This is a genomic window from Streptomyces sp. HUAS MG91 (assembly GCF_040529335.1).
In the GTDB taxonomy this organism is placed as follows: Bacteria; Actinomycetota; Actinomycetes; order Streptomycetales; family Streptomycetaceae; genus Streptomyces; species Streptomyces tabacisoli.
In genome coordinates, this window is sequence record NZ_CP159534.1 from 2,504,229 (window position 1) to 2,527,672 (window position 23,444).

The following is a 23,444-nucleotide window of genomic DNA, read 5'->3' on the forward strand; positions in this document are numbered from 1 at the left end:
GCTCAGGGCCATGCTCCCCCAGTCCCGCTCGTTACACTCGCTGGCATGTCTGGCCAGTCGCAGTCGTCGCTGCTCGTACCCGGGGAACTCTCCCCCACCCGTCATGTGCCCGGGAACATCCGGCGCCCCGAGTACGTCGGCAAGCCCGCGCCGACCCCGTACAAGGGTCCGGAGGTGCAGACGCCGGAGACCGTCGAGGCGATGCGCGTCGCCGGGCGGATCGCGGCGCGGGCGATGGAGGAGGCCGCCAGGGCGATCGCGCCCGGCGTCACGACGGACGAGCTGGACCGCATCGCGCACGCCTACATGTGCGACCACGGCGCCTACCCGTCCACGCTCGGCTACCGCGGCTTCCCCAAGTCGCTGTGCACCAGCGTCAACGAGGTCATCTGCCACGGCATCCCCGACTCCACGGTGCTGCGCGACGGCGACATCATCAACCTGGACGTGACGGCGTACATCGGCGGTGTGCACGGCGACAACAACGCCACGTACCTGGTCGGCGACGTGGACGAGGAGTCCCGGCTGCTCGTCGAGCGGACCCGGGAGTCGCTGAACCGCGCGATCAAGGCCGTGAAGCCCGGCCGCCAGATCAACATCATCGGCCGTGTCATCGAGTCGTACGCCAAGCGCTTCGGCTACGGGGTCGTGCGCGACTTCACCGGGCACGGGATCAACTCGTCGTTCCACAGCGGCCTGATCATCCCGCACTACGACAGCCCGCACGCCACGACGGTGATCCAGCCCGGCATGACGTTCACGATCGAGCCGATGCTGACGCTCGGCACGCACGAGTACGACATGTGGGACGACGGGTGGACCGTCGTCACCAAGGACCGCAAGCGGACCGCCCAGTTCGAGCACACGCTCGTCGTCACGGAGACCGGCACGGAGATCCTCACCCTGCCGTAGCCCAGAGCCGCTCCGTACCAGCCCGTCCCGTTCCCGGGGCGGGCTTTCGCGTTGTCGTTCGGCCGTTCGGGAAAGCGGGTACTTTTTTCCCGACAGACAGTCGGGAAACTGGGAAAGAGTGCTATCTTAGGCAAGCCTAACCTAACTAGCACCCTTCGGCGGAGGCCTCATGGACACCCCGTTCTCCACCCTGATCCGTACCGCCTCGCACGAGCAGCACACCGAGGCCGAGACGTCGACTTTCATGGGCGACCTGCTCGGCGGGACGCTCGGCGTGGACGCCTACACGCGGTACACGGAGCAACTGTGGTTCGTCTACAAGGCACTTGAGGACGGCATAGAGCGGCTCGCGGACGATCCGGTCGCGGGCCCCTTCCTCCGGGCCGAGCTGGCACGCGTGCCCGAGCTGGAGCGCGACCTCGCGCATCTGCGCGGGCCCGACTGGCGCGAGCGGGTCACGGCGCTGCCGGCGACCGAGGCGTACGCGGCCCGGATCGAGGAGTGCGTACGGGAGTGGCCGGCCGGATATGTGGCACACCACTACACCCGGTACCTGGGCGACCTGTCCGGCGGGCAGATCATCCGCGACAAGGCGGAGCGGACCTGGGGGTTCGCGCGCAAGGGCGACGGGGTGCGGTTCTACGTCTTTGAGGGCGTCGGGAATCCGGCGGCGTTCAAGCGGCAGTACCGCAAGTTGCTGGACGCCATCGCCGTGGACGAGCTGGAGCGGCAGCGGGTTGTCGCCGAGTGCAAGCGGGCGTTCTCTTTGAACACCGCGGTGTTCGCTGCGCTGGGCGAGGAGTTCTCCAGCGCGGCCTGATGTGTTGTGCGGCGGGGCTGCGGGGCTCCGCCCCGGACCCCGCTCCTCAATCGCCGGAGGGGCTTGAGAGTCAGTTGCCGGAGGGGCTTGAGGAGAGGAGGCGGACCCGGCCGCCCACCTCCACGTAGCCGGCCGGCTGGGGTGCCGTCAGGAGCTGGGAGCCCTTGCCCTGGTGGATGTTGAGGGCGCGGTCCAGGTGGGCCGTGAGCAGGAGGGCCGCCGCGCCCGTCGCCTCGTCCTCCGTGATGCCGTCGCCGCGGCCGGGGAAGCCGCGGGCCCGGATCCGGCCCGCCGCCTCGTCCTCCCAGGCCCAGGCGTAGATCCACTCGCCCTCGGGCGGCACCGGCAGCGCGTCCACCTCCGCGGCGGACGCGTACTGGCGCAGCGTGCGCGGCGGGGCCCAGTCGGCGTGGGCCTCGATCCAGCTGAACTCGCCGTCCAGGCGGGCGCCGACGACACCGGCCGGGACGATCAGTTCGGGCACGTCGAGCAGCCAGGCGGCGCCGACGCACGGGTGGCCGGCGAACGGCAGGCGGGTCGAGGGGGCATAGATGTCGATGACGCCGCGCTCGGGGTCGTCGACGAAGACCGTCTCGCTGAACCCCAGCTTGGCCGCGAGCATCCGGCGCTCGTCCGGGTCCGGGATCCGGGAGCCGTCGCGCACGACTCCGAGCTCGTTGCCGTGCCGTCCGTCGGGACCGCAGAAGACGGCCAGGACGTCGTACTCGTTCATGGCGGCAGTGAATCACGAAGCGTCCGACCACCCAACCCTCCCCATTTGACCGCCCCTTGACCTTTCCCTGGGTCGCCCATGGGTCGCTTGTATCCGCGCCGCGACCAGCGGGTTTGCATGAGAGGTGAATCACGGCGGAAGGGGGTAGCACTTAGGCAAGCCTCATATAAGTTAGGGCCGCCTTAGTCGCGCTGTGCACTTTCTGTACGCCCCCTTGGAGCCCGCATGCGAGCCGTCCGTTTCTCCGTCACCACCGCCGTCGCCACGGCGGCGGCCCTGACCGTCATCACGGGCTGCACCGAGAAGAGCGACGCCAAGAGCGGCGGTTCGGGTGCGATCCGGGTGACCGCGACCGACGACAGCTGCAAGGTGTCGAAGACCGAGTTCCCGGCCGGGCACGTCGAGCTGGCCGTGGAGAACAAGGGGTCGCGGGTCACCGAGGTGGAGATCCTCTTCCCCGACGACCGCATCGTCTCCGAGCGCGAGAACATCGGCCCCGGCACCAAGCACACGCTGACCGCCGAGGTGAAGAGCGGCGACTACCGCATCGCCTGCATCCCCGGCATGAAGGGCAAGGGCCACCGCCAGGACGTGAAGGCCACCGGCGGCAAGGCGGCCAAGCGCGACCCGCGCCTGGACAAGGCCGTCGCCGGCTACCGCCAGTACGCGCAGGAGCAGGCCGACCAGACGCTGCCGAAGGTGAAGGTCTTCACGGACGCCGTGCGCGCGGGCGACCTCGACGCCGCGAAGAAGGCCTACGCCCCCTCGCGCATCGGCTGGGAGCGCACCGAGCCGGTCGCCGAGTCGTTCGGCGACATCGACCCGCTGACCGACACCCGCGCCGACGGTCTCGAAGAGGGCCAGAAGTGGACCGGCTGGCACCGCCTGGAGAAGGCGCTGTGGCAGGACAAGAAGATCGGCGCGGCCGAGAAGTCGATCGCCACGCAGCTCGACAAGGACCTCACCGACTGGCAGCAGCGCGTCGGCAAGGCCGAGATCACCCCCACCTCCATGGCCAACGGCGCCAAGGAACTCCTCGACGAGGTCGCCACCGGCAAGGTCACCGGCGAGGAGGAGCGCTACTCGCACACCGACCTGGTCGACTTCAAGGCCAACGTCGAGGGCGCGGAGAAGGCGTACGCCCTGCTGAAGCCGGTCGCCTCGGAGAACGACGCCGCGCTCACCAAGGAGCTCGACAAGCAGTTCGCGGCGCTGGACACCCTCCTCGACAAGTACCGCGAGGACCCCTCCTCGTACGACTTCACCTCCTACGACAAGGTCGGCAAGGCGGACCGCAAGGAGCTCTCCGACGGCGTCAACGCGCTCGCGGAGCCGCTGTCGAAGCTCGCCGCCGCCGTCGTCAAGTAGTCCGGCGCCCCAGGAGACCGTCATGACGGAGAACACCCCCGACTCCCCCACGCCGTCACGCCGTTCGCTGCTCGCCGTCGGCGGTGCCGGGCTCGCGCTCGGGGCCGCCGCGGCGGGCGGCGCCGTCGCGCTGACCCGGTCCGGCGACGGCTCCGACATGGCGCCCGCCGCCGAGTCGGGCGGCGCCGTGCCCTTCCACGGCGCGCACCAGGCGGGCATCGCCACGGCCGTCCAGGACCGGCTGCACTTCGCCGCGTTCGACGTGAAGACGGACGACCGCGACGAGTTCGTCCAGCTGCTGAAGGACTGGACGAAGGCCGCCGCGCTGATGGCCGAGGGGCGGCCGGTCGGCGACGGCGCGTACGGCGGGCTCGCCGAGGCGCCCCCGGACGACACCGGCGAGGCACTCGGCCTCAAGCCGTCCCGGCTCACCCTGACCATCGGCTTCGGGCCCTCCCTCTTCGAGAAGTACGGGAAGAAGTTCGGGATCGCGGACCGGCGGCCCGCGGCCCTGGTCGAGCTGCCGAAGTTCCCCGGCGACAACCTGGAGAGGACCCGCAGCGGCGGCGACCTGTGCGTGCAGGCCTGCGCCGACGACCCGCAGGTCGCGGTGCACGCGATCCGCAACCTGGCCCGGATCGGCTTCGGCAAGGTCGCCATCCGCTGGTCGCAGCTGGGCTTCGGCAAGACGTCCTCGACGACGCCGGACGCGCAGACCCCTCGTAACCTCATGGGCTTCAAGGACGGCACCCGTAACGTCGCGGGCACCGACACCGCCGCCCTCGACCGGCACGTGTGGGTGAGCGACGCCGGGTGGATGAAGGGCGGCTCGTACCTCGTGGCCCGCCGCATCCGCATGAACATCGAGACGTGGGACCGCACCTCGCTCCAGGAGCAGGAGGACGTCTTCGGCCGGGACAAGGGCGAGGGCGCGCCGGTGGGGAAGGCCAAGGAGCGCGACGAGCCGTTCCTGAAGGCGATGAAGCCGACCGCCCACGTGCGCCTCGCGCACCCGGACTCCAATCACGGGGCGACGATCCTGCGCCGCGGCTACTCGTTCACCGACGGCACGGACGGGCTCGGCCGGCTCGACGCGGGGCTGTTCTTCCTCGCGTACCAGAAGGACGTGCGCAAGGGGTTCATCCCCGTGCAGCGGGCGCTCTCGGCGCACGACGCGCTGAACGAGTACATCCAGCATGTGGGGTCCGCGGTGTTCGCGGTGCCGCCCGGTGTGCGGGACGCGAACGACTGGTGGGGCCGCGGCCTCTTCGCAGCGAAGGATGTGTGAGGGATGTTCGCGAACTATCTGATCGGGCTGCGCGAGGGCCTGGAGGCCAGCCTCATCGTCTGCATCCTCGTCGCCTACCTGGTGAAGACGGACCGCAGGGACGCGCTGAAGCCGGTGTGGCTGGGCATCGGGGTCGCCGTGTTCCTGGCGCTGGCGTTCGGCGCGGGGCTTGAGTTCGGCTCGCAGGAGATGACGTTCAAGGCGCAGGAGGCGCTCGGCGGTTCGCTGTCGATCGTCGCCGTGGGCCTGGTGACGTGGATGGTGTTCTGGATGCGGCGCACCGCACGGCACCTGAAGACCGAGTTGCAGGGCAAGCTGGACTCGGCGCTGAGCATGGGCACGGCGGCGCTGGTCGTCACCGCGTTCCTCGCGGTGGGCCGGGAGGGCCTGGAGACCTCGCTCTTCGTGTGGACGGCGGTGCACGCCACCAGCGACGGCACCACGGAACCGGTGGTCGGCGCGCTGCTCGGCCTCGCCACCGCGGTGGTGCTGGGCTGGCTGTTCTACCGGGGCGCGCTGCGCATCAACCTGGCGAAGTTCTTCACGTGGACCGGCGGCATGCTCGTCGTCGTGGCCGCGGGGGTCCTCGCGTACGGCGTCCACGACCTCCAGGAGGCCGACTTCATCGGCGGGCTGAACAACCTGGCGTTCGACATCAGCTCGACGATCGCGCCCGACGGCTGGCTGGGCACCCTGCTCAAGGGCGTCTTCAACTTCCAGCCCGACCCCACGGTCCTGCAAGTCGTCGTCTGGTGCCTGTACTTGATCCCGACGATGGCGTTCTTCCTCGGCTTCACGATCCGGCGTTCCGAGAGGGCCGGGGCAGTGGAGGCGTCCTCTTCCCGGTAGGGTTCGGCCCCGTGAAGGGGCAGGGGGAGCGAAGGGTGAAGTCAACGTCATGAGCAAGGTCGTGAACAGGCTCGGCAGGCCCGCCGCGACGGCGGCGGCCGCGGTCGTACTCTCCCTCACGGCGAGCGGCTGCATGACCGTGCACGGAGAGCTGGAGATCGTCCCCACGACGACGAACGCCCAGGCCGCGCGCGCTCTGGACGCGTTCGTCTCCGCGTACACCAAGGCCGAGCGGACGTACGACAGGGCCGACGACGCCGCGTACGTCACCGGGCCGCTCGGGGCGATCGACACGGCCAAGCTGAAGGTCGCGCGCAAGCTCCATCCGGAGGGCAACGAGAACCCCCAGCCGCTGAAGCTCACCGACGTGAACTACACCATCCCCAAGAAGGCGGGCTGGCCGCGCTGGTTCGTCGCCGACGCCGACAACAACCGGTTCCAGGGCTTCCGCTGGGTCATGGTCTTCACCCGTGACGACGTGGGCGAGCCGTGGGCGGTGTCGTATCTGATGCTGTTCCGCGACGGCAAGGTGCCGAAGTTCAAGACGGACGCGGACGGTTACGGCGAGGCGGTCGGCAACGACTCCGCCGCTCTCGCCACGAAGCCGTCGGCGCTCAGCAAGAAGTACGCCGACTATCTGGACCCGAAGTCGGGCGGCGGCGACGGGTTCGCCGAGGGGCCGTACACCACGCAGTGGCGGACCGACCGCAAGAAGAACCTCTCGCGGCCCGGTCTCGCCACGCAGTACATCGACGAGCCGCTCACCTCCGGCGACTACGCGCCCGTCGCGCTGCGCACCGCCGACGGCGGGGCGCTGGTCTTCTTCACCACGCGGCGGTACGTGAAGCAGACCGCGTCGCTCGGCAGCGATCTGCCGGCGATCAACGTCGATGTGAAGACGTTGATGACGGGGGACGCGAAGCAGTCGGCGCTGTACGGGTACGTGTCGAATCAGGCGGCGCTGGTGCCGGCGCGGGGCTCCGCCGGGTCCGGGGTCGATGTGATCTCCCGGCTCGAAGGGATCACGTCGGCCGAGGGGTCCTGACCCGGGGGTCGGCCCGTCGTGTGTCGGGTGCGGATGCGTGGGGGGTTGCTCGCGCAGTTCCCCGCGCCCCTCACGGGGCCCTTCAGGGCCAGGCTGTGGTGAAGTCGGGTTCCGCTCCCGCGTGGCGGGCGCAGGCGTCCGTCAGGGGTTCCAGGAGGGTCAGGGGGTCCGGGAGCGGGTGCTCCGGGCCGCGGAGCCAGCGCACCGAGCGGTCGCCGGGCAGGCGGGCCGGCGGGACCAGGACGTAACTGCCGCGGCAGTGCCAGCGCAGGCCGGGGTGTTCGTCCATCGTCTCGGGGTGGCAGTCCAGCTCGCAGGGCCACCACTCGTCCTCGTCGTCCGGGGTGCCCCGGGTCGCCGTGAAGAAGAGCATGCGGTCGTCGCCGCTCAGGGCGACCGGGCCGACGTCGACGCCGGAGGAGAGCAGCCTTTCGAGGGCTTCCCGGCCGGCCTCGGTCGGGACGTCCAGGACGTCGTGGACCATGCCGGTCGCGGTGATGAAGTTGGCCTGCGGCTGATGCCGGGCCCAGCGCTCGATCTGCGCGCGGTCCGTCGTGGACTGGGTCTGCCAGGCGAAGGAGACCGGGTGCCTGCCGGGTGTCGGGCAGCCTATGCGGTTGCACGAACATCGGTAGTCCGCCGGGTACGCGGCCGGGGCCAGTGGAAGCCCGGCTTCGGCGGCCGCAAGCAGCAGCGGCTCGCGGTCGGTGTCGGCCTCGGTGTCCCGGGTGCCCCGAGCGTTCTTCAGCCACTGGGAGATCCGGCCCAGTCCGTACCGTCCGCTCCGCTCCGTGCCCATCAATCTCCTCGTCGTCGCCCTCGTGCCGGCCGCCACGGCGGCCTGCGCCACCGGCGGGTACGGGGGAATCCCGGACCCTCATGCTCCCACCATCCTGCTCCTCGGGTGGCCACAGTCCACATCCGGGGGTACCGAGACACCGTCATGAGGTGTCATCACCGCCATTGACGGGATTCGCGGCATTTGTGGCTTTACCGTGATGCGCATGACCGCCCTGAGCGCCCTGGCCGCCCCGCTCCGCAGGGCGGTGCCGCTCGCCGGGGCCGCCGGTCTGCTGTCCGTCAGCGGTCTGGCGTTCGTCGGGCCCCTGGGGTGGGGCCGCGGCCCGCTCACCGTCGACGCCCTGCCGCGCGTGACGTACACGGCTCATCGCGGCGGCGCCCTGGAGGTGCCGGAGAACAGCATGGCGGGGCTGGCCGCCGCGTACGAGCGCGGTACCGCGCAGGTGCTCGACTTCGATACGCGGATGCTGCGCGACGGCACGCTCGTGGTGATGCACGACGGAACCCTGGACCGCACGACCGCCTCGGCGGGGCCGGTGCGCGGCCTGGACCGGCGGGACTGGCAGGGGGTGCGGCTGCGGCCCCGGGCGGCGCTGCCGGGGCACTGGCGTGCGGAGCGGCCGCCGACGGTCGCGGAGGTGCTCGACCGGTTCGGCGGCCGCTCCGTGCTGATGCTGGAGGCCAAGGATCCCGACAGCCTCGCCCGGCTCGCGGGGCTGATCCGGGCGCGCGGCCTGACCCGCTCGGTGCTGGTCAACTCCAACCGGCCGGCCGTCGCGCGCCGCGCCCATCAGCTGGGCCTGATCGCCCAGTTGTGGCGTTCGGCGCGGCAGATGCGGACGGACCGGCCCGCGCACTGGGCCGGTTACGTCGACGTGCTCGACATGGACTACCGGGCGCGGGACGCGGATCTGGTGCGGGCGGTCAGGTCGGGGGTGCCGCGGGTCTGGGCGCACACCGTGAACACCCCGCGGGAGCGCGACCGCGTGCTGCGGCTCGGCTGCGACGGGGTGATCTCCGACGCGCCGGGGCTGCTGGCGCGTACGCCTCAGCGGGGCGCGATGCCGTAGAGGGCGTAGTCGACGAGCGTGTCGGTGTACTCGTACGAGATCGGGCCGGTGAACTGCAGCCAGCGCTGGGCGAGCGGCGAGACCCAGAGTTCGAGGGCGATGCGCGGGTCGATCTCCTGGCGCACCTGGCCCGCCTCCTGCGCGGCGCGCACCCGGTCCACGTACAGCCGGAGGTTCGGCATGAGGAGCTGCTCGGTGAACTTGCGGCCGACCTGTTCGTTGACCACGCCCTCGGCGGCCAGGGCGCGGGACGGGGCCTCGAAGCGGGGGTCCGTGAGCTGGTCGACGGTGAGCCGCAGTACGTGCTTCAGGTCGGCGGCGAGGTCGCCGGTGTCCGGGAGGGCGTACACGTCGGTCCCGCCGGCGTCGCGGGCCGCCTGCTCGCCGAGGTCGAGGAAGGCCTCCAGGAGGACCTCGGCCTTCGATCCCCACCAGCGGTAGATCGTCTGCTTGCCGACGCCGGCCCGGGCGGCGATGCCCTCGATGGTGGTGCGGGGGTAGCCGATCTCGCCGACGAGCGAGAGGGCCGCGTCGTAGATGGCGTGGCGGGAGCGTTCGCTGCGGCGCGTGGAGTCGGGGGCCGCCTTCTTGTCGGGGGGCGTCTTCTTGTCCGAGGGCGTCTGTGTGGCCATGGTTCGAATGTAGCAGCGAGCGAACCGAGACGTTCCGTCTCGTAAACCCTTGACAAGACGGTCCGTCTCGTCCACTGTGGAGCACGTCAGGGAGCGAGACGAAACGTCTCGTCGCGATGAGATCCACGGACGAAGGAGAACACCATGGCCCGAGGCGGATCAGGCGGCATGCTGGGCGTCGGCGGCACCCGGAGCAACCTCTCCCGCAAGGCGCTGCGCGGCGGCGGCCGGAGCGGGCAGGTCGGCGGGGGTGTCGACCCGGTGGCGCAGAAACGGGAGCTGCTGCGCAGGCTCCAGGAGAGGCGCGGCGGGCCCGACGCGTCATGACCCTGCCGCACCGCCGTGAACCACCCGTTCGGTTCACAGCCCGGAGGGCTCCTCCGGCCGCACCATGGGCGTCAACAGCCCTGCGGTCGTGAGGAGCCCTCATTGCGTAATCCGCGTATCGCCGGCCGGCGCGCCACACCCCGGCGCTATCTGATGTGCCCACCGGCCCACTTCCAGGTCACGTACTCGATCAACCCGTGGATGGACCCGGCGAAACCCGTCGACGTCCCGCTCGCCGTCGCGCAGTGGGAGGAGCTGCGCGACCGGTACCGCGCGCTCGGCCACACCGTCGACCTCCTCGACCCGCGGCCGGGCCTGCCCGACATGGTGTTCGCCGCGAACGGGGCGACGGTCGTCGACGGGCGGGTGCTCGGGGCGCGGTTCGCCCACCCCGAGCGGGAGCTGGAGGCCGTCGCCCACCTGGAGTGGTTCCGGGGCCGGGGGTACGCGCAGGTGCACGAGCCGGTGCACGTCAACGAGGGCGAGGGGGACTTCGCCGTCACCGCGTCGTATCTGCTCGCGGGGCGCGGGTTCCGGGCGTCGCCGCTGTCGCACGGGGAGGCGCAGGAGGTGTTCGGGCGGCCGGTGATCGGGCTCGACCTCGTCGACCCGCGCTTCTATCACCTCGACACGGCGCTGGCCGTGCTGGACGACGCCGCGGACGAGGTCATGTACTACCCCGGCGCGTTCTCGGCCGGGAGCCGGGCCGTGCTGCGGCGGATGTTTCCCGGGGCGCTGGTCGTGGACGAGGCCGATGCCGTGGCCTTCGGCCTGAACGCGGTGTCGGACGGGCTGCACGTGTTGCTGCCGCAGGCTGCCGTGGGGTTGTTCGGGCCGCTTCGACAGCGCGGGTTCGTTCCGGTCGGGATGGATCTCGGGGAGTTGTTGAAGGGGGGCGGGAGCGTGAAGTGCTGCACGCTTGAGCTTCGGGGGCTGTAGGTCGGGTGCGGGTGCGTGGGGGCTGGTCGCGCAGTTCCCCGCGCCCCTGAAGCGAGCTCCGCTCGCTCAGGGAAAGGCTGCGCGCAGCGCATGCCTTGGGGGCGCGGGGAACTCCGCGAGAAGCGGCCACCGGCCGTCAGCCGACCACGCGCCCCACTAGTCCCCCGCACCCCACGCATCCCCCCACCCCGCACCCCGCGCCTCCCGGTAAAGGGCCCCGTGCTTCTTGGTGACCGTGGCCCGGCCCAGCGAACCCCCCACCTCGCAGAGATCGAGCAGCACCTGCCCCTTGCGGATCTGGGGCTTGCGGACGATGCGGGCCGGAGCCGGCTCCGGGGCGAAACGGGTCGCGGCGACGTACGCGAACTTCTCGTCCTCGTACGCCAGCGACCCGCCCTTGACCTGCCGGTGCAGGGAGGAACGGCTGACCCGCGCCGAGAAGTGGCACCAGTCCGTGCCGGGGACGATCGGGCAGGCCGCGCTGTGCGGGCAGGGCGCCGCGATGTGGAAACCGGCCGCGATCAGCCGGTCCCGGGCCTCGATGACACGGGCGTAGCCGTCGGGCGTGCCGGGTTCGATGATGACGACGGCGTCGGTGGCGGTGCGCGCGGCGGTGTCGACCACGGCGGCGCGGTCGGCGTCGGTCAGTTCCTTGAGGACGTACGAGACGGTGACCAGGGCCGCGTCGGCCGGGGCGGACGAGGCGCCGATACGGGCCCGCTCCCAGGTCACCGAGGACGCCAACCGGGGCTCGCTGGAGGCCAGTTCGCGGCCCAGCGCGAGGGCGGGCTCGGACCAGTCGAGCACGGTGGTCGGGCGCGCCCCGGACCAGACGTCCTGCGCGGCCCACACGGCGGCGCCGGTCCCGCCGCCGATGTCGAGGTGGCCGGCGGGGGTCCAGTCCGGGGCCGCGTCGGCGAGGGCGTCGAACGCCGCGCGGACCGCCTCGAAGGTGGCCGGCATCCGGTACGCCGCGTAGGCCACGACGTCGGCGCGGTCGCGCAGGATCGGGGCGTCGGTGGGGGTGGCGCCCCGGTAGTTCGCGATGAGCCGGTCCACGGCGCGGGTCGCCTGGCTCGGCGGGAGGCCTTCCAGGAGGGTGGCCAGGGCGGTGCGGAGGGTGTCGTCGGTGGGGGCGTTCACCCGGCGATTTTACGGGGCGATGCCGGGTGCGGGTCTCGTCGGGCTGATCGTCGTGTGCGGGCCGGTGGCCGCTTCTCGCGCAGTTCCCCGCGCCCCTGAGGCATGCGCTCCGCGCAGCCTCCCCGATGAGATGCCGCACGCAGTGCGCATCTCAGGGGCGCGGGGAACTGCGCGACCAGCCACCCTCGCACCCGCACTCGGCGACGCGCCCGGCCGGTCGAGCTAGACGCCGTAGGGGCCCAGGGGGACCACGGATCGGGCGAGACGGGTCGCGGCGCGGGCGCGGGGGCCGTTGTCCGGGGGGCGGCGGCGGGGGTGGACGGTGTTGGCGAGCAGGACCAGGAAGGTGTCGGTGACGGGGTCGAGGACCAGGGAGGTGCCGGTGAAGCCGGTGTGCCCGGCGGCGCCCCGCCCGGCCAGCTCCCCCATGAACCAGGGCTGATCGACCAGGAACCCGAGCCCGGGCGCGCACAGCATCAGGTCGACGAAGTCGGGGCCGAGGATGCGGGCGGTGCCGTACGAGCCGCCGTTGAGGAGGGTCCGGCACAGGACCGCCAGGTCGTGCGCCGTGGAGAACAGCCCCGCGTGACCGGCGACACCGCCGAGCGCCCAGGCATTCTCGTCGTGCACCGCACCGCGCAGCGGCCCCCGGTCGGCCTTGGCCCAGGGCTTGCGCTGGTCCTCGGTGGCGGCGGCGCCGGGCCGCGGTCCGAACGAGGTGGCGGACATCCCGAGGGGCCGGGTGATGCCCTCGTGGACCAGGGCGTCCAGGGTCCGCCCGGTGAGGCGCTCCAGGAGGTGCTGGAGCAGCAGCATGTTCAGGTCGGAGTAGCGGTAGTGGCCGGGTTTCGACGAGGGGAACTCGGCGCGCAGGGCCGCGAGCCGGGCGGGCCGGTTCCGGGCCTCGTAGAGCGGGAGTTCGGGCCGCAGTCCCGAGGTGTGGGTGAGCAGCTGGCGGACGGTGACGGCGTGCCGGGCGGCGCCGGTGAAGTCGGGGAGGTAGGCGCCGACCTGCGCGTCGATGCCGAGGGTGCCGCGCTCGATCTGCTGCACGGCGGCGATCGAGGTGAACAGCTTGGTGAGCGAGGCCAGGTCGAAGACGGTGTCGAGGGTCATGGGGACGCGGGCGTCCGCCGGGAGTTCGACCCCGCGGTCGGCGCTCTCGTCGTACGCGGAGTAGCGCACGGCCCAGCCGCCGACGGCCTCGGCGGCGATCACCGGGCCGCGTCCGGCGAGCAGCACGACGCCCGCGCACCAGGGCTGTGGCCCTTCGCAGAGCCCGCGCACCTCACGGACGAGGGCGGCGAGCTGGGCCGGGTCGAGGCCGGCCCGCTCGGGCGTGCCGTGCCGCAGTCTTGGGGAGCTCAGGCCTCCCTCACCTCCCCCGTGCGCCGCCACGGGCGGCACAACACCACGAACGCGAGCGCCGCCGCAAGCCCGGCGCCGAGCTGGACCAGCGCCATCGGTACGGCCGTCAGCGCGCCGCCGGCACCGGTGATGCCGACCAGCGGGGAGGCCACCGCGCCGATGAGGAACGCGGAGGTGCCGAGCAGCGCGGAGGCGGACCCGGCGGCGTGCGGGGTGCGCATCAGCGCGAGGGCGTTGGTGTTCGGCGTGGTCAGGGCCATCGAGGCCATGAGGACGAACAGGCCAGCGGCGATGGGGGCCAGGCCCAGTTCCTCCGGGGTGCCGAAGGTGCCGGTGGCGACGAGGAGCAGGAAGACGGACGCGGCGATGATCAGGGCGATGCCGATGCCGAGGACCTTGTCGAGGTCGACGCGGCCGACGAGGATCTTGCCGTTGATCTGCCCCACCGCGATCAGCCCGATGGAGTTCAGCCCGAACAGGAGGCTGTACGTCTGCGGCGACGCCCCGTAGAGATCCTGGAGGACGAACGGGGAGGCCGAGATGTAGGCGAAGAGCGCGGCGAACGCGAAGCCGCCCGCGATCATGTACCCGGCGAAGACGCGGTCCGCGAGCAGGGCGCGCATGGTGCGCAGCGCGGTGCCGACGCCGCCGCCGTGCCGCCGCTCCGGTTCCAGGGTCTCGGGCAGGCACTTCCACACCAGGGCGGTGAGCGCGAGGCCGATGCCGGTGAGGACGACGAAGACGCCGCGCCAGTCGGTGAAACGCAGGATCTGGCCGCCGATGAGGGGCGCGACGATCGGGGCGACGCCGGAGATCAGCATCAGGGTGGAGAAGAAGCGGGCCATCGCGATGCCGTCGTAGCGGTCGCGGACCACTGCGCGGGCGATCACGATGCCGGCCGAGCCCGCGAGGCCCTGGAGCAGCCGGAAGGCGATGAGCAGGAGGGCGTTCGGGGCGAAGGCGCAGATCGCGGTGGCGGCGACGTACACCAGCAGGCCGATGAGGAGCGGGCGGCGCCGTCCCCACTTGTCGCTCATCGGGCCGACGACGAGCTGGCCGAGCGCCATGCCGGTCAGGCAGGCGGTGAGGGTCAGCTGGGCGGTGGTGGTGGAGGTGTGCAGGGAGCCGGTGACCTCGGGCAGCGCCGGGAGGTACATGTCCATGGACAGCGGGGGCACGGCGGTCAGTCCGCCGAGCACCAGGGTGACAAGCAGTCCGGTGCGAACGGCCGTGCGGGGTACGGGGATCGGGCGCGCGGCGGCTTCCTCCGCATCCCGCGTCCGCGCCGTCTCCTTCGCTTCCACCGCCTGCCGCACCGCGCTGTCCGCCCTGTCCGTCATCCTGGCTCCCTCCCGGCCGTACGTACGATTACCTATGCTCTCAGCTCGGCGGACTGGTCGAGACCAAACTGAGGTGAGCGGCGATGACAGCGGAACGCGTGCGGTGGGGGATCCTCGCGACGGGCGGTATCGCCGCGTCGTTCACGGCGGATCTGCTCGATCTGCCGGACGCCGAGGTGGTGGCGGTGGGTTCCCGCTCGGACGCGTCGGCCAAGGCGTTCGCGGAGCGGTTCGGCATCCCGCGCGCGTACGGCGACTGGGCCTCGCTCGCCGCGGATCCCGAGGTCGACGTGGTGTACGTGGCGACGCCGCACTCCGCGCACCGGCAGGCGGCCGGGCTCTGTCTGGAGGCGGGCAAGCCGGTGCTGTGCGAGAAGGCGTTCGCGCTGAACGCGCGGGAGGCGGAGGAACTGGTCACGCTGGCGCGCTCGCGCGGGCTGTTCCTGATGGAGGCGATGTGGATGTACTGCCATCCGCTCGTCCGGCGGCTGAAGGCGCTCGTCGACGACGGGGCGATCGGTGACGTACGCACCGTGCAGGCCGACTTCGGGCTCGCGGGGCCCTTCCCGCCCGCGCACCGGCTGCGGGATCCCGCGCAGGGCGGGGGCGCGCTGCTCGATCTCGGGGTGTACCCGGTGTCGTTCGCGCATCTGCTGCTCGGTGAGCCGGAGGAGGTCGCCGCGTCGGCGCAGCTGTCGGACGAGGGCGTCGACCTTCAGACCGGGATGCTGCTGTCCTGGGCGAACGGGGCGCGGGCGCTGCTGCACTGCGCCATCAACGCCGGTACGGGCGTCACGGCCTCGGTCACCGGGTCCGCCGGGCGGATCGATGTGCCGGGCGGGTTCTTCCACCCGGAGCGGTTCGTGCTGCACCGGGACGGGCGGGAGCCCGAGGAGTTCTCGGCGGCGCCGGAGGACGGGCCGCGCGATTCGCTCCGGCACGAGGCGCTCGAGGTGATGCGGCGGTTGCGGGCCGGGGACACCGAGTCGCCGTTGGTGCCGCTGGAGGGGACCTTGGCCGTGATGCGGACGCTGGACCGGGTGCGGGGGGCTGTCGGGGTGCGGTATCCCGGGGAGCTGTAGGGGTCTCGTCGCCGGGTGCGGCCCGGTGGGGCTTCTCGCGCAGTTCCCCGCGCCCCTGAGGCATGCGCTGCGCGCAGCCTCCCCTTGAGGCAGCGGTGGCGCGCCTCTCTGATGAGATGGCGCACGAAGTGCGCATCTCAGGGGCGCGGGGAACTGCGCGACCAGCCCCCACCGGCCTTATGCCGGACGCAGACCTTGATCGCCCACGGCGGTGACGAGCGACGCCGCGGTGGTGAGCGGGGCTCCAGGGGTCGTCACCGCCGAGACCGTCTTGAAGTCGGCCCGGGCCTCGGAGGTGCCCAGCTCCACGGTGACGTAACCGCGTTGGCCGTTGTAGTGCTTCATGTGCGGGTTGCGGGCCAGGTACGCGGACCAGTTGGACGGCTTCGCGGAGCCGTCCTTGCCGCTGGTGATCGAGGTTGTGACGATCTCGGTGCCGAGCGTCGCGGAGTCCGGGTCGTCGAAGTCCTGTTTGATGTCCAGGCCGTACGAGACGTGCACGTCACCGGTGAGGACCATGAGGTTCTCGACGCGGGCGGAGCGGGCCCCCTGGAGGACCCGGTCGCGGGAGGCGGGGTAGCCGTCCCAGGAGTCCATGGAGAGGGTGTCCGTGCCGTCGGGGTTGTTGCGGCGGCCGAAGGTGACCTGCTGCGGGACGACGTTCCACAGGGCCTTCGAGCGGCGCCAGCCGTCGATCAGCCAGCGCTCCTGGGTGAAGCCGGGCAGGGTCTGCGAGGCGGCCTCGGACTCGGGCGTCGGGGACTTCCAGCCGTCGCCGTTGGCCTGGTTGGTGCGGTACTGGCGGGTGTCCAGGATGTCGAACTGGGCGAGCCGGCCCCACTGCAGGCGCCGGTAGAGCCGGGCGTCGGGACCGTGCGGCAGCTGCGGGCGGCGCAGCGGCTGGTTCTCCCAGTAGGCGCGGTACGCGGAGGCGCGGCGCAGCAGGAACTCGGCCGGCGGGTCGTCGTTCTCGGAGGTGTCGTCGGCGTAGTTGTTCTCGGTCTCGTGGTCGTCCCAGGTGACGATGAACGGGTGCGCGGCGTGCGCGGCCACCAGGTCCGGGTCGGACTTGTAGAGGGCGTAGCGCAGCCGGTAGTCGTCGAGGGTGACGGTCTCGCGGTTGAAGACGGCGGGCAGCACGCGGTCGGTGTACTTGCGGGCGCCGCCGACGGACGTGACGGCGTACTCGTAGAGGTAGTCGCCGAGGTGGAACACCACGTCGACGTCGTCCTCGGCGAGGTGCTTGTACGCGGTGAAGTAGCCGTCGTGGTACGCCTGGCAGGAGACGGCGGCGAGGGTGAGCGCGGGCACGTGGCGCGCGGAGGCGTGCGGCGCGGTGCGGGTGCGGCCGGTGCCGCTGACCCAGGATCCGGCGCGGAATCGGTAGAAGTAGACCCGGCCGGCGTCGAGGTGGTCGACCTCGACGTGCACGGAGTGGTTGAACTCCGGGTGCGCGGTGGCTCTGCCGCGCCGGACGATCCGTTTGAAGCGTTCGTCGAGGGCCAGCTCCCAGCTCACCTCGACGCGCCGCGCGGGCAGTCCGCCGCCCACCTCGAAGGGGGCCGGGGCGAGCCGGGTCCACAGCAGCACGGAGTCGGGCAGCGGGTCACCGGAGGCGACGCCGAGCGTGAACGGGGCGCTGGTGATCTTCGCGCCGTCCAGTTCGGCGGCGGCCGCCGTGCCCGCGGTGGGCAGGTTCGTCGCGAAGGCCAGCGCGGCGGCCGCGCCGGTGACGGTGAGGAAGCGACGGCGACCCAAGTGCTGGGCCGCGACGCGGAGTTCGGGTGCGTGTGACATGGAGCCCCTCCCCTGACTGCTGCTGTCGTGTGGCATCAGGGGAATTGCAGTGGGCCGGGACGACGCCAGCCTGTCGCGTACACAACAGCCACATGGCGGATCGGTGATCTCCGGATGGCCGCACCGCCCGTACCCTGCGCGCATGGACGTTTCGCACACTGCACCGGCACCGACGAGGACCGCCGTGGTCACCGGCGCGGGCTCCGGCATCGGCCGGGCCGTCGCCCTGGAGCTGCTGCGCTCCGGCTGGCGCGTGGCCCTGGCGGGGCGCCGGGTCGGGACGCTGGAGGAGACGGCGGGCCTGGCCCCCGGCACGGAGGCGCTCGCCGTCCGCACCGACGTGTCGAGCCCCGACGACGTGACGGCCCTGTTCGCCGCCGTACGCGACCGGTTCGGGCGGCTCGACCTGCTGTTCAACAACGCGGGGACGTTCGGGCCCGGCGGTGTCCCCGTCGAGGAGCTGTCCTACGAGGACTGGCGGCAGGTCGTCGACGTGAACCTGGGCGGGGCGTTCCTGTGCGCGCAGGCGGCGTTCCGGCTGATGAAGGAGCAGGATCCGCGGGGCGGGCGGATCATCAACAACGGCTCCATCTCCGCGCACACGCCCCGGCCGCACTCGATCGCGTACACGGCGACCAAGCACGCCATGACGGGCCTGACGAAGTCCCTCTCCCTGGACGGGCGGCCGTACCGGATCGCCTGCGGGCAGATCGACATCGGCAACGCGGCGACCGACATGACCGAGCGCATGCGCACCGGAATCCTCCAGGCCAACGGCGAACTGGCCGTCGAGCCGGTCATGGACGTCGCCGACGTGGCCCGCACGGTGCGGCACATGGCCGAACTCCCCCTGGAGGCCAACGTCCAGTTCGCAACGGTGCTCGCCACGAACATGCCGTATGTGGGGCGGGGCTGAATCGGGGGGTGCGTTGGCGGGTGCGGGTGAGTGGGGCTTCTCGCGCAGTTCCCCGCGCCCCTGAAACGAGCTCCGCTCGTCCAGGGGAGGCTGCGCGGAGCGCATGCCTCAGGGGCGCGGGGAACCCTGTGATCGGGCGGCGAGTGAGAATGGCCCCATGACAACCCCGCTGCGCTACACGGCCTTCGCCACCAGCCCCGCCGGAGGCAACCCGGCCGGGATCGTCCTGGACGCCTCCACGCTGGACGACGACACCATGCTGAAGATCGCCGCCGACCTGGGCTACAGCGAATCCGCGTTCGTCACCCCGGCCCAGAGCGACCAGGACCGCACCTACGACCTGCGCTTCTTCAGCCCCAAGGCCGAGGTCAGCTTCTGCGGCCACGCCACCGTGGCGACGGCCGTGGCCCTCGCGGAGCGCCACGGCACCGGCGACTACCTGTTCCGCACCCCGGCCGGCGAGGTCCCCGTCACCGTCGAGGGCGCCCCGGGCACCCCGTTGCGCGCGACCCTGACCAGCGTCGCCCCGCACATCGAGGACGTACGGGACGAGGACCTGACCGAGGCGCTGGCCGCGCTCGACTGGCCGGCCGCCGACCTCGACCCGGCGTTCCCGCCGAGGATCGCCTACGCGGGCGCCCGGCACCTGGTGCTCGCCGCGGGCAGCCGGGAGCGCCTGGCCGATCTGGCGTACGACTTCGACCGGCTCGCCGCGCTGATGCACCGCCTGGACCTGACGACCGTCCAACTCGTCTGGCGGGAGAGCGAGTTCACCTTCCACGTCCGCGACCCGTTCCCGGTGGGCGGGGTCGTCGAGGACCCGGCGACGGGCGCGGCGGCCGCGGCGTTCGGCGCGTATCTGCGCGCGCTCGGCCTCGTCCCTGCCGCGGCCGTTCTCACTCTGCACCAGGGCGCCGACATGGGCCGCCCGGGCGAGCTGACGGTGACGCTGCGGGAGGGCGACGAGCGGGTGCGGGTCAGCGGGACGGCGGTACCGATCCCGTAACCACCCTGCCGCGCGCGGGAGATCAGCCCTGGCCGGTCTCGAACCGGACGACCTTGCCGTCCTCCACCTGGAACGTCCAGCGGGTGCGCATCTCACCCCAGGCGTCGTTGCGGTAGAGGGCGACGAGGCCGCGCCCCTGGGCGGTCTCCTTCTCGACCTCCATGTGGCCGTGCGAGTCGAAGATCTCGCGGTCCGTCCACTCGTCGAGGTTCCGTTCGCTGCCGTCGTCCGCCATGGTGGCGCCGGGGGCGAGCACCGCACGGAAGGCGTCCTTGTCGTGGGCGTTCAGCGCCGTCACGAAGGCGCGGACGGCCGGATCGCTGAGTTTCGCGGTCTGGATGGGCATGCGGTCAGCGTGGCACCGGCGGGTGGGGGCCGCCACCCGAACGGGCCCGGCCACCGAGTGCCCGGCGCCGCCCTGGCGGACGGTGGAACCATGACGACCACCTGCATACGTTCCCGCCGTTCCTGCCTCGACCGCACCGGCCTCGGGCTGCTCGCGCTGCGCGCGGGCACCGGCGGGGTGCTTCTCGCGCACGGCGCGCAGAAACTGCTCGGCTGGTTCGGCGGCGGCGGGGTCTCCGGCACGACCGCCGCCATGGACTCCATGGGGTTCACCCCCGCCAGGGCGAGCGCGCTGGCCGCCGGGGTCGGCGAGGTGGGCGGCGGCGCCCTGCTCGCGCTCGGCCTCGCGACCCCGGTGGGCGGCGCCGCCGCGGCCGGGACCATGGTGGCGGCCTCCGCCGTGCACGCCCCGAACGGCTTCTTCGCGATGAACGGCGGCTACGAGTACGCGGCGTTCCTCGGCTTCGTCGCCGCGGGCCTCGCGGTGACCGGCCCCGGCCGCTACTCCCTCGACCACGCGCTGGGCCATGTCCTCGACCGGCACTGGATGGTGCCCGCGGCGCTCGTCGGGGCGGGGGCCGCGGCACTCGCCGTGGTCGGCTCGCGCAACAAGCGGGTCAAGGAGCAGGAGGCGTAGAACCGCGCTCGGGCCGCCGCCCCCTCGCTCTCTAGACTCGGCGTCCATGACGACGAGCGACACCGGCCGCCCCTCCTCCGATCCCGACACCGACCTGTGGACCACCGTCGACCGGCTCCGCGCCTGGCTCGACGAGAGCAACCGGCAGCCTCCCGGTGAGGCGCTGCTGCTACGGGTGCTGAAGCTGTCGGAGGAGGTCGGCGAGGTCGCCGAGGCGGTGATCGGGGCCGTCGGCCAGAACCCGCGCAAGGGCGTCAGCCACACCTGGCAGGACGTCGAGTCGGAGCTGTGCGACGTGATCGTCACGGCGCTGGTGGCCCTCGGCACGCTCACCCCGGACGCCCGCGCGGCCCTCGACGCGCATGTGGCGAAGGTGGCGGAGCGCTCGCTCGGCACGGACTGACCGGCGGGTGCGGGGCGCCGTAGGTGAACGGCTACCATCGCCGCCATGACAGACAGGCACCGAATCCCCGAACTCCCGCGCCTGGGCGTGGCCATCGTCACCATGGGCAACCGCCCCAAGGACGTGGACGCGCTGCTGGATTCGGTGGCCATGCAGGACGCGCCCCCGGTCCGCGTCGTCATGATCGGCAACGGCACGGTGCTGCCCGCGTACACCGGCTACCCCTTCGAGGTCACGACGGTCGAACTCGACGACAACCTCGGCTGCCCGGGCGGCCGCAACGTCGCGCTGGCCCGGCTCCGTGAGTTCGGCGACGTGGACGTGGCCGTCGAGCTGGACGACGACGGACTGCTCGTCGACGCCGATGTCTTCTCCACCATCCAGCGGCTGTACGCGGCCGACGCGCGGCTCGGCGTCGTGGGCTTCCGCATCGCGGACGAGCACGGCGAGACCCAGCGCCGTCACGTGCCGCGGCTGCGCGCCAAGGACCCGATGCGGCGCGGCCTCGTCACCGCGTTCCTGGGCGGCGGGCACGCCTTCTCGATGGACATGCTCGCCGAGACGGGCGACTGGCCCGCCGACTTCTTCTTCACGCACGAGGAGACGGACCTGGCATGGCGGGCGCTGGACGCCGGCTGGAAGGTCCTCTACGAGCCGTCGCTGCTGCTCCAGCACCCGAAGACCTCCCCGGCGCGGCACGCGGTCTACCACCGGATGACCGCCCGCAACCGGGTGTGGCTGGCCCGCCGTCGTCTTCCGCTCCTGCTGGTCCCCGTGTATCTGGGCGTCTGGACGGCGATCACGCTGCTGCGGACCCGCTCGCTCGGCGGTCTGCGCGCGTGGGCGGCCGGTTTCGTGGAGGGCGTACGCACCCCGGCCGGTGAGCGCCGCCCGATGAAGTGGCGCACGGTGTGGCGCATGACCCGGCTCGGACGTCCGCCGCTGATCTGACCTCGGGCCCGGTGGGGCCCCTGGACGAGCGGAGCTCGTCTCAGGGGCGCGGGGAACTGCGCGAGAAGCCCCACCGGCCGTCAGCCGGACGACGATCCGAGATCAGCCCTGCTGCGCGCGCCGCCGGCGAGTGGCGAACACCGTGCCCGCACCGGCGGCGACGACCAGCGCGGCAGCCGCGGCGAGCGGCCCCGCGGGGACATCGGCACCGGTGGACGCGAGAGCGCCGCCGACGGTCGAGCCGGTCGTGCCGGTGCCGCCGACGGTGCCCGCCCCGCCCGTGGTGCCCGAAGTACCGCCGGACGCACCGCCGTCGGAACCGCCGGAGCCGCCCGGCAGCGTCGCGTCCTCGTCGAGGGAGACCGCGGCGGTGACCGGGTCGAGCGCGGCGTCCGCCTCGTAGAACCCGCCGAACGCCTTGGCGCCGCCGGCGGTGAGGGTGGCCGAGGCGCCGTTCAGGGCGACGATGTCGTCCTTGGCGGTGAGGTCGCCGGAGCCGAGCTTCAGGGTGGCGACGGTCAGGTCGTCGTACGTGGTGACCTTGCCGGTCTCCCGGTCCTTGCTGGACACGTCGGCGACGAGCTTGCCGCCGGTGCCCTCCGCCGTGACGTGCAGATCGCTGAACTGCAGGTCGAGGGAGTAGGCGCCGTCCTCCTCGTGGCCGAGGAAGCGGACCTTGCCGGCGAACTTCGCGTCGAGGGACTTGGCGTCGGCGTCGTAGCTGCCGCTCGCGTCGCCGAACCGGTAGACGGATCCGTTCTTCGCGGCGCCGCCGCTCAGTTCGACCTTGCCCTTCGCGATGGGTCCGCTGATGTACGTACGGAAGGACTCCTTGACGCCCCAGTCCAGGTTGCCGTCGACGACCTCGCCGGAGACGGCCCCGGTGGGCTCGGTGGGCTCCGTGGAGGGGTCGGCGGTCTTGGTCGGCGTGGGCGTCTTCGTCGGCGTGGGCGTCTTGGTGGGAGTCGGCGTCTTCGTCGGCGTCGGCGAGGCGGTGGGCGCGGAGCCGGCCGTGACGGTCAGCGTCGCCGGGTCGAGCGCGGTGCCCTCCTTGTACATGCCGTTGAAGGCCGCGGCGCCCTTGGCGGTCAGGGTGGCCGGGATGTCCTTGAAGGTCATCGCGCCGCCCGCGCCCTGGCCGGGCCGGACCGCGGAGAGGTCGAGGGTGGCGAACTCGATGTCGTTCTGGACGGTGCCGTTGAGGGAGACGTCGGCGTCGATGTGGCCGGTGGTGCCGGACGTCACCACCTTCACGTCGCTGACCTTGATGTCGAAGCCGTGCGCCTTGGAGGCGAAGCGGACGGCACCCTTGAAGGCGGTGTCGGTGCCGTGGGTGGCCGTGTCGTAGGTGCCGGTGCCGCCACTGAAGGTGAACGGGCCGTTGTCGGCGGCCTGCGTGGCGCCGTCCGTCGCGTCGATCGACCCGGCGGCGATCCCCGTCACGTACTTGCGGAAAGACTCCTTGAGGCCCCAGTCGAGCGTGCCGTTCTTCAGCTCGATGCCGGAGGGAGCGCCGTCGGCGGCGGCCGCGGGCAGGACGAGCGCGCCGGCCCCGAGCGCGACGACGGTGGCCGTGGCGGCGGCGAGGGCTATGGGGTGTCTGGCGATGCGTGCCATGGGAGTGGTTCCTCCTTGGTGTGGAACTGGTTCGAGCGGGCTGTCAGGGGGTGGA

Annotated in this window: 24 protein-coding genes; 15 read left to right on the forward strand and 9 right to left on the reverse strand. The window is 72.2% G+C overall.

Going from position 1 to position 23,444, the window contains the following annotated elements:
- Positions 1-45 precede the first annotated feature (45 nt).
- Positions 46-912 (forward strand): type I methionyl aminopeptidase, encoded by an 867-nt coding sequence (gene map, locus ABII15_RS11590; protein WP_353942217.1) that lies wholly within the window; start codon positions 46-48, stop codon positions 910-912.
- A 169-nt stretch (positions 913-1,081) separates the two neighbouring features.
- The gene (locus ABII15_RS11595) at positions 1,082-1,732 is read left to right on the forward strand and encodes a biliverdin-producing heme oxygenase (protein WP_353942218.1); all 651 of its coding nucleotides are present in this window, start codon (positions 1,082-1,084) and stop codon (positions 1,730-1,732) included.
- Between the two features lie 70 nt (positions 1,733-1,802).
- Here ABII15_RS11595 and ABII15_RS11600 read toward each other — a convergent pair whose 3' ends face one another.
- On the reverse strand, positions 1,803-2,465 hold the full coding sequence (locus tag ABII15_RS11600) for a PhzF family phenazine biosynthesis protein (RefSeq protein WP_353942219.1): 663 nt from the start codon (positions 2,463-2,465) through the stop codon (positions 1,803-1,805).
- A 225-nt stretch (positions 2,466-2,690) separates the two neighbouring features.
- On the opposite strand from ABII15_RS11600, the gene efeO reads away from it, so the two are divergent.
- The 4 genes from efeO to ABII15_RS11620 are packed head-to-tail and all read left to right on the forward strand — an operon-like array spanning position 2,691 to position 7,015.
- The gene (gene efeO, locus ABII15_RS11605) at positions 2,691-3,833 is read left to right on the forward strand and encodes an iron uptake system protein EfeO (protein ID WP_353942220.1); all 1,143 of its coding nucleotides are present in this window, start codon (positions 2,691-2,693) and stop codon (positions 3,831-3,833) included.
- A 22-nt stretch (positions 3,834-3,855) separates the two neighbouring features.
- Positions 3,856-5,121, forward strand: a complete 1,266-nt coding sequence (efeB, locus tag ABII15_RS11610; protein ID WP_353942221.1) for an iron uptake transporter deferrochelatase/peroxidase subunit — start codon at positions 3,856-3,858, stop codon at positions 5,119-5,121.
- 3 nt (positions 5,122-5,124) lie between these two features.
- On the forward strand, positions 5,125-5,970 hold the full coding sequence (efeU, locus tag ABII15_RS11615; RefSeq protein ID WP_353942222.1) for an iron uptake transporter permease EfeU: 846 nt from the start codon (positions 5,125-5,127) through the stop codon (positions 5,968-5,970).
- A 49-nt stretch (positions 5,971-6,019) separates the two neighbouring features.
- Positions 6,020-7,015 (forward strand): hypothetical protein, encoded by a 996-nt coding sequence (locus tag ABII15_RS11620; protein WP_353942223.1) that lies wholly within the window; start codon positions 6,020-6,022, stop codon positions 7,013-7,015.
- 82 nt (positions 7,016-7,097) lie between these two features.
- On the opposite strand, the gene ABII15_RS11625 is transcribed toward ABII15_RS11620, so the two are convergent.
- Positions 7,098-7,814, reverse strand: a complete 717-nt coding sequence (locus ABII15_RS11625) for a bifunctional DNA primase/polymerase (protein ID WP_353942224.1) — start codon at positions 7,812-7,814, stop codon at positions 7,098-7,100.
- Between the two features lie 205 nt (positions 7,815-8,019).
- Between ABII15_RS11625 and ABII15_RS11630 the strand changes: the two genes are divergently transcribed.
- Positions 8,020-8,886, forward strand: a complete 867-nt coding sequence (locus ABII15_RS11630; protein WP_353942225.1) for a glycerophosphodiester phosphodiesterase — start codon at positions 8,020-8,022, stop codon at positions 8,884-8,886.
- Here the strand turns inward: ABII15_RS11630 and ABII15_RS11635 are convergent.
- Positions 8,865-9,518: a TetR/AcrR family transcriptional regulator gene (locus tag ABII15_RS11635; RefSeq protein ID WP_353942226.1), complete on the reverse strand. Its 654-nt coding sequence runs from the start codon at positions 9,516-9,518 to the stop codon at positions 8,865-8,867. The genes ABII15_RS11630 and ABII15_RS11635 overlap by 22 nt on opposite strands.
- A 144-nt stretch (positions 9,519-9,662) precedes the next feature.
- On the opposite strand from ABII15_RS11635, the gene ABII15_RS11640 reads away from it, so the two are divergent.
- On the forward strand, positions 9,663-9,845 hold the full coding sequence (locus tag ABII15_RS11640; RefSeq protein WP_353942227.1) for a DUF6243 family protein: 183 nt from the start codon (positions 9,663-9,665) through the stop codon (positions 9,843-9,845).
- A 153-nt stretch (positions 9,846-9,998) separates the two neighbouring features.
- Positions 9,999-10,784 (forward strand): dimethylargininase, encoded by a 786-nt coding sequence (ddaH, locus tag ABII15_RS11645; RefSeq protein WP_353947026.1) that lies wholly within the window; start codon positions 9,999-10,001, stop codon positions 10,782-10,784.
- Positions 10,785-10,940: 156 nt separating this feature from the next.
- Here ddaH and ABII15_RS11650 read toward each other — a convergent pair whose 3' ends face one another.
- The 3 genes from ABII15_RS11650 to ABII15_RS11660 all read right to left on the reverse strand — a co-directional run bounded on the left by ABII15_RS11650 (position 10,941) and on the right by ABII15_RS11660 (position 14,635).
- Positions 10,941-11,927, reverse strand: coding sequence for a small ribosomal subunit Rsm22 family protein (locus ABII15_RS11650; RefSeq protein ID WP_353942228.1), 987 nt, complete (start codon positions 11,925-11,927; stop codon positions 10,941-10,943).
- A 222-nt stretch (positions 11,928-12,149) separates the two neighbouring features.
- A complete protein-coding gene (locus tag ABII15_RS11655) occupies positions 12,150-13,325 on the reverse strand; it encodes a serine hydrolase domain-containing protein (RefSeq protein ID WP_353942229.1) in 1,176 nt (391 codons plus the stop codon).
- The gene (locus tag ABII15_RS11660) at positions 13,292-14,635 is read right to left on the reverse strand and encodes a multidrug effflux MFS transporter (protein ID WP_353942230.1); all 1,344 of its coding nucleotides are present in this window, start codon (positions 14,633-14,635) and stop codon (positions 13,292-13,294) included. Before ABII15_RS11660 ends, ABII15_RS11655 begins: the two co-directional genes overlap by 34 nt.
- 83 nt (positions 14,636-14,718) lie before the next feature.
- Between ABII15_RS11660 and ABII15_RS11665 the strand changes: the two genes are divergently transcribed.
- Positions 14,719-15,717, forward strand: coding sequence for a Gfo/Idh/MocA family oxidoreductase (locus ABII15_RS11665; protein WP_353942231.1), 999 nt, complete (start codon positions 14,719-14,721; stop codon positions 15,715-15,717).
- Positions 15,718-15,894: 177 nt separating this feature from the next.
- On the opposite strand, the gene ABII15_RS11670 is transcribed toward ABII15_RS11665, so the two are convergent.
- A complete protein-coding gene (locus tag ABII15_RS11670; RefSeq protein ID WP_353942232.1) occupies positions 15,895-17,514 on the reverse strand; it encodes an alkaline phosphatase D family protein in 1,620 nt (539 codons plus the stop codon).
- Between the two features lie 142 nt (positions 17,515-17,656).
- Between ABII15_RS11670 and ABII15_RS11675 the strand changes: the two genes are divergently transcribed.
- Positions 17,657-18,430: an SDR family oxidoreductase gene (locus ABII15_RS11675; protein WP_353942233.1), complete on the forward strand. Its 774-nt coding sequence runs from the start codon at positions 17,657-17,659 to the stop codon at positions 18,428-18,430.
- A gap of 157 nt (positions 18,431-18,587) precedes the next feature.
- Positions 18,588-19,436 carry a PhzF family phenazine biosynthesis isomerase gene (locus ABII15_RS11680; protein ID WP_353942234.1) on the forward strand — a complete coding sequence of 283 codons (849 nt, stop codon included), beginning with the start codon at positions 18,588-18,590 and terminating at the stop codon, positions 19,434-19,436.
- 22 nt (positions 19,437-19,458) lie between these two features.
- On the opposite strand, the gene ABII15_RS11685 is transcribed toward ABII15_RS11680, so the two are convergent.
- Positions 19,459-19,782: a nuclear transport factor 2 family protein gene (locus ABII15_RS11685; protein ID WP_353942235.1), complete on the reverse strand. Its 324-nt coding sequence runs from the start codon at positions 19,780-19,782 to the stop codon at positions 19,459-19,461.
- 90 nt (positions 19,783-19,872) lie between these two features.
- Here ABII15_RS11685 and ABII15_RS11690 point away from each other — a divergent pair, with 90 nt between their 5' ends.
- From ABII15_RS11690 to ABII15_RS11700, 3 genes are read left to right on the forward strand one after another with little or no spacing between them, the layout of a single operon-like run.
- Entirely contained in the window at positions 19,873-20,418 is a 546-nt protein-coding gene (locus tag ABII15_RS11690) for a DoxX family protein (RefSeq protein WP_353942236.1), read from the forward strand.
- 46 nt (positions 20,419-20,464) lie between these two features.
- Positions 20,465-20,821 carry a MazG-like family protein gene (locus ABII15_RS11695; RefSeq protein ID WP_353942237.1) on the forward strand — a complete coding sequence of 119 codons (357 nt, stop codon included), beginning with the start codon at positions 20,465-20,467 and terminating at the stop codon, positions 20,819-20,821.
- A 45-nt stretch (positions 20,822-20,866) separates the two neighbouring features.
- Positions 20,867-21,772, forward strand: coding sequence for a glycosyltransferase (locus ABII15_RS11700; protein WP_353942238.1), 906 nt, complete (start codon positions 20,867-20,869; stop codon positions 21,770-21,772).
- Positions 21,773-21,874: 102 nt separating this feature from the next.
- Here ABII15_RS11700 and ABII15_RS11705 read toward each other — a convergent pair whose 3' ends face one another.
- Positions 21,875-23,389, reverse strand: coding sequence for an HtaA domain-containing protein (locus ABII15_RS11705; RefSeq protein ID WP_353942239.1), 1,515 nt, complete (start codon positions 23,387-23,389; stop codon positions 21,875-21,877).
- Positions 23,390-23,444 lie beyond the last annotated feature (55 nt).

What these genes read in the sequence shown, in the direction of transcription:
- map (WP_353942217.1), top strand. Translation starts at nt 46, where the DNA reads ATGTCTGGCCAGTCGCAGTCGTCGCTGCTCGTACCCGGGGAACTCTCC.
- ABII15_RS11595 (WP_353942218.1), top strand. Translation starts at nt 1,082, where the DNA reads ATGGACACCCCGTTCTCCACCCTGATCCGTACCGCCTCGCACGAGCAG.
- ABII15_RS11600 (WP_353942219.1), bottom strand. Translation starts at nt 2,465, where the DNA reads ATGAACGAGTACGACGTCCTGGCCGTCTTCTGCGGTCCCGACGGACGG.
- efeO (WP_353942220.1), top strand. Translation starts at nt 2,691, where the DNA reads ATGCGAGCCGTCCGTTTCTCCGTCACCACCGCCGTCGCCACGGCGGCG.
- efeB (WP_353942221.1), top strand. Translation starts at nt 3,856, where the DNA reads ATGACGGAGAACACCCCCGACTCCCCCACGCCGTCACGCCGTTCGCTG.
- efeU (WP_353942222.1), top strand. Translation starts at nt 5,125, where the DNA reads ATGTTCGCGAACTATCTGATCGGGCTGCGCGAGGGCCTGGAGGCCAGC.
- ABII15_RS11620 (WP_353942223.1), top strand. Translation starts at nt 6,020, where the DNA reads ATGAGCAAGGTCGTGAACAGGCTCGGCAGGCCCGCCGCGACGGCGGCG.
- ABII15_RS11625 (WP_353942224.1), bottom strand. Translation starts at nt 7,814, where the DNA reads ATGGGCACGGAGCGGAGCGGACGGTACGGACTGGGCCGGATCTCCCAG.
- ABII15_RS11630 (WP_353942225.1), top strand. Translation starts at nt 8,020, where the DNA reads ATGACCGCCCTGAGCGCCCTGGCCGCCCCGCTCCGCAGGGCGGTGCCG.
- ABII15_RS11635 (WP_353942226.1), bottom strand. Translation starts at nt 9,518, where the DNA reads ATGGCCACACAGACGCCCTCGGACAAGAAGACGCCCCCCGACAAGAAG.
- ABII15_RS11640 (WP_353942227.1), top strand. Translation starts at nt 9,663, where the DNA reads ATGGCCCGAGGCGGATCAGGCGGCATGCTGGGCGTCGGCGGCACCCGG.
- ddaH (WP_353947026.1), top strand. Translation starts at nt 9,999, where the DNA reads ATGTGCCCACCGGCCCACTTCCAGGTCACGTACTCGATCAACCCGTGG.
- ABII15_RS11660 (WP_353942230.1), bottom strand. Translation starts at nt 14,635, where the DNA reads ATGACGGACAGGGCGGACAGCGCGGTGCGGCAGGCGGTGGAAGCGAAG.
- ABII15_RS11665 (WP_353942231.1), top strand. Translation starts at nt 14,719, where the DNA reads ATGACAGCGGAACGCGTGCGGTGGGGGATCCTCGCGACGGGCGGTATC.
- ABII15_RS11670 (WP_353942232.1), bottom strand. Translation starts at nt 17,514, where the DNA reads ATGTCACACGCACCCGAACTCCGCGTCGCGGCCCAGCACTTGGGTCGC.
- ABII15_RS11675 (WP_353942233.1), top strand. Translation starts at nt 17,657, where the DNA reads ATGGACGTTTCGCACACTGCACCGGCACCGACGAGGACCGCCGTGGTC.
- ABII15_RS11680 (WP_353942234.1), top strand. Translation starts at nt 18,588, where the DNA reads ATGACAACCCCGCTGCGCTACACGGCCTTCGCCACCAGCCCCGCCGGA.
- ABII15_RS11685 (WP_353942235.1), bottom strand. Translation starts at nt 19,782, where the DNA reads ATGCCCATCCAGACCGCGAAACTCAGCGATCCGGCCGTCCGCGCCTTC.
- ABII15_RS11690 (WP_353942236.1), top strand. Translation starts at nt 19,873, where the DNA reads ATGACGACCACCTGCATACGTTCCCGCCGTTCCTGCCTCGACCGCACC.
- ABII15_RS11695 (WP_353942237.1), top strand. Translation starts at nt 20,465, where the DNA reads ATGACGACGAGCGACACCGGCCGCCCCTCCTCCGATCCCGACACCGAC.
- ABII15_RS11700 (WP_353942238.1), top strand. Translation starts at nt 20,867, where the DNA reads ATGACAGACAGGCACCGAATCCCCGAACTCCCGCGCCTGGGCGTGGCC.
- ABII15_RS11705 (WP_353942239.1), bottom strand. Translation starts at nt 23,389, where the DNA reads ATGGCACGCATCGCCAGACACCCCATAGCCCTCGCCGCCGCCACGGCC.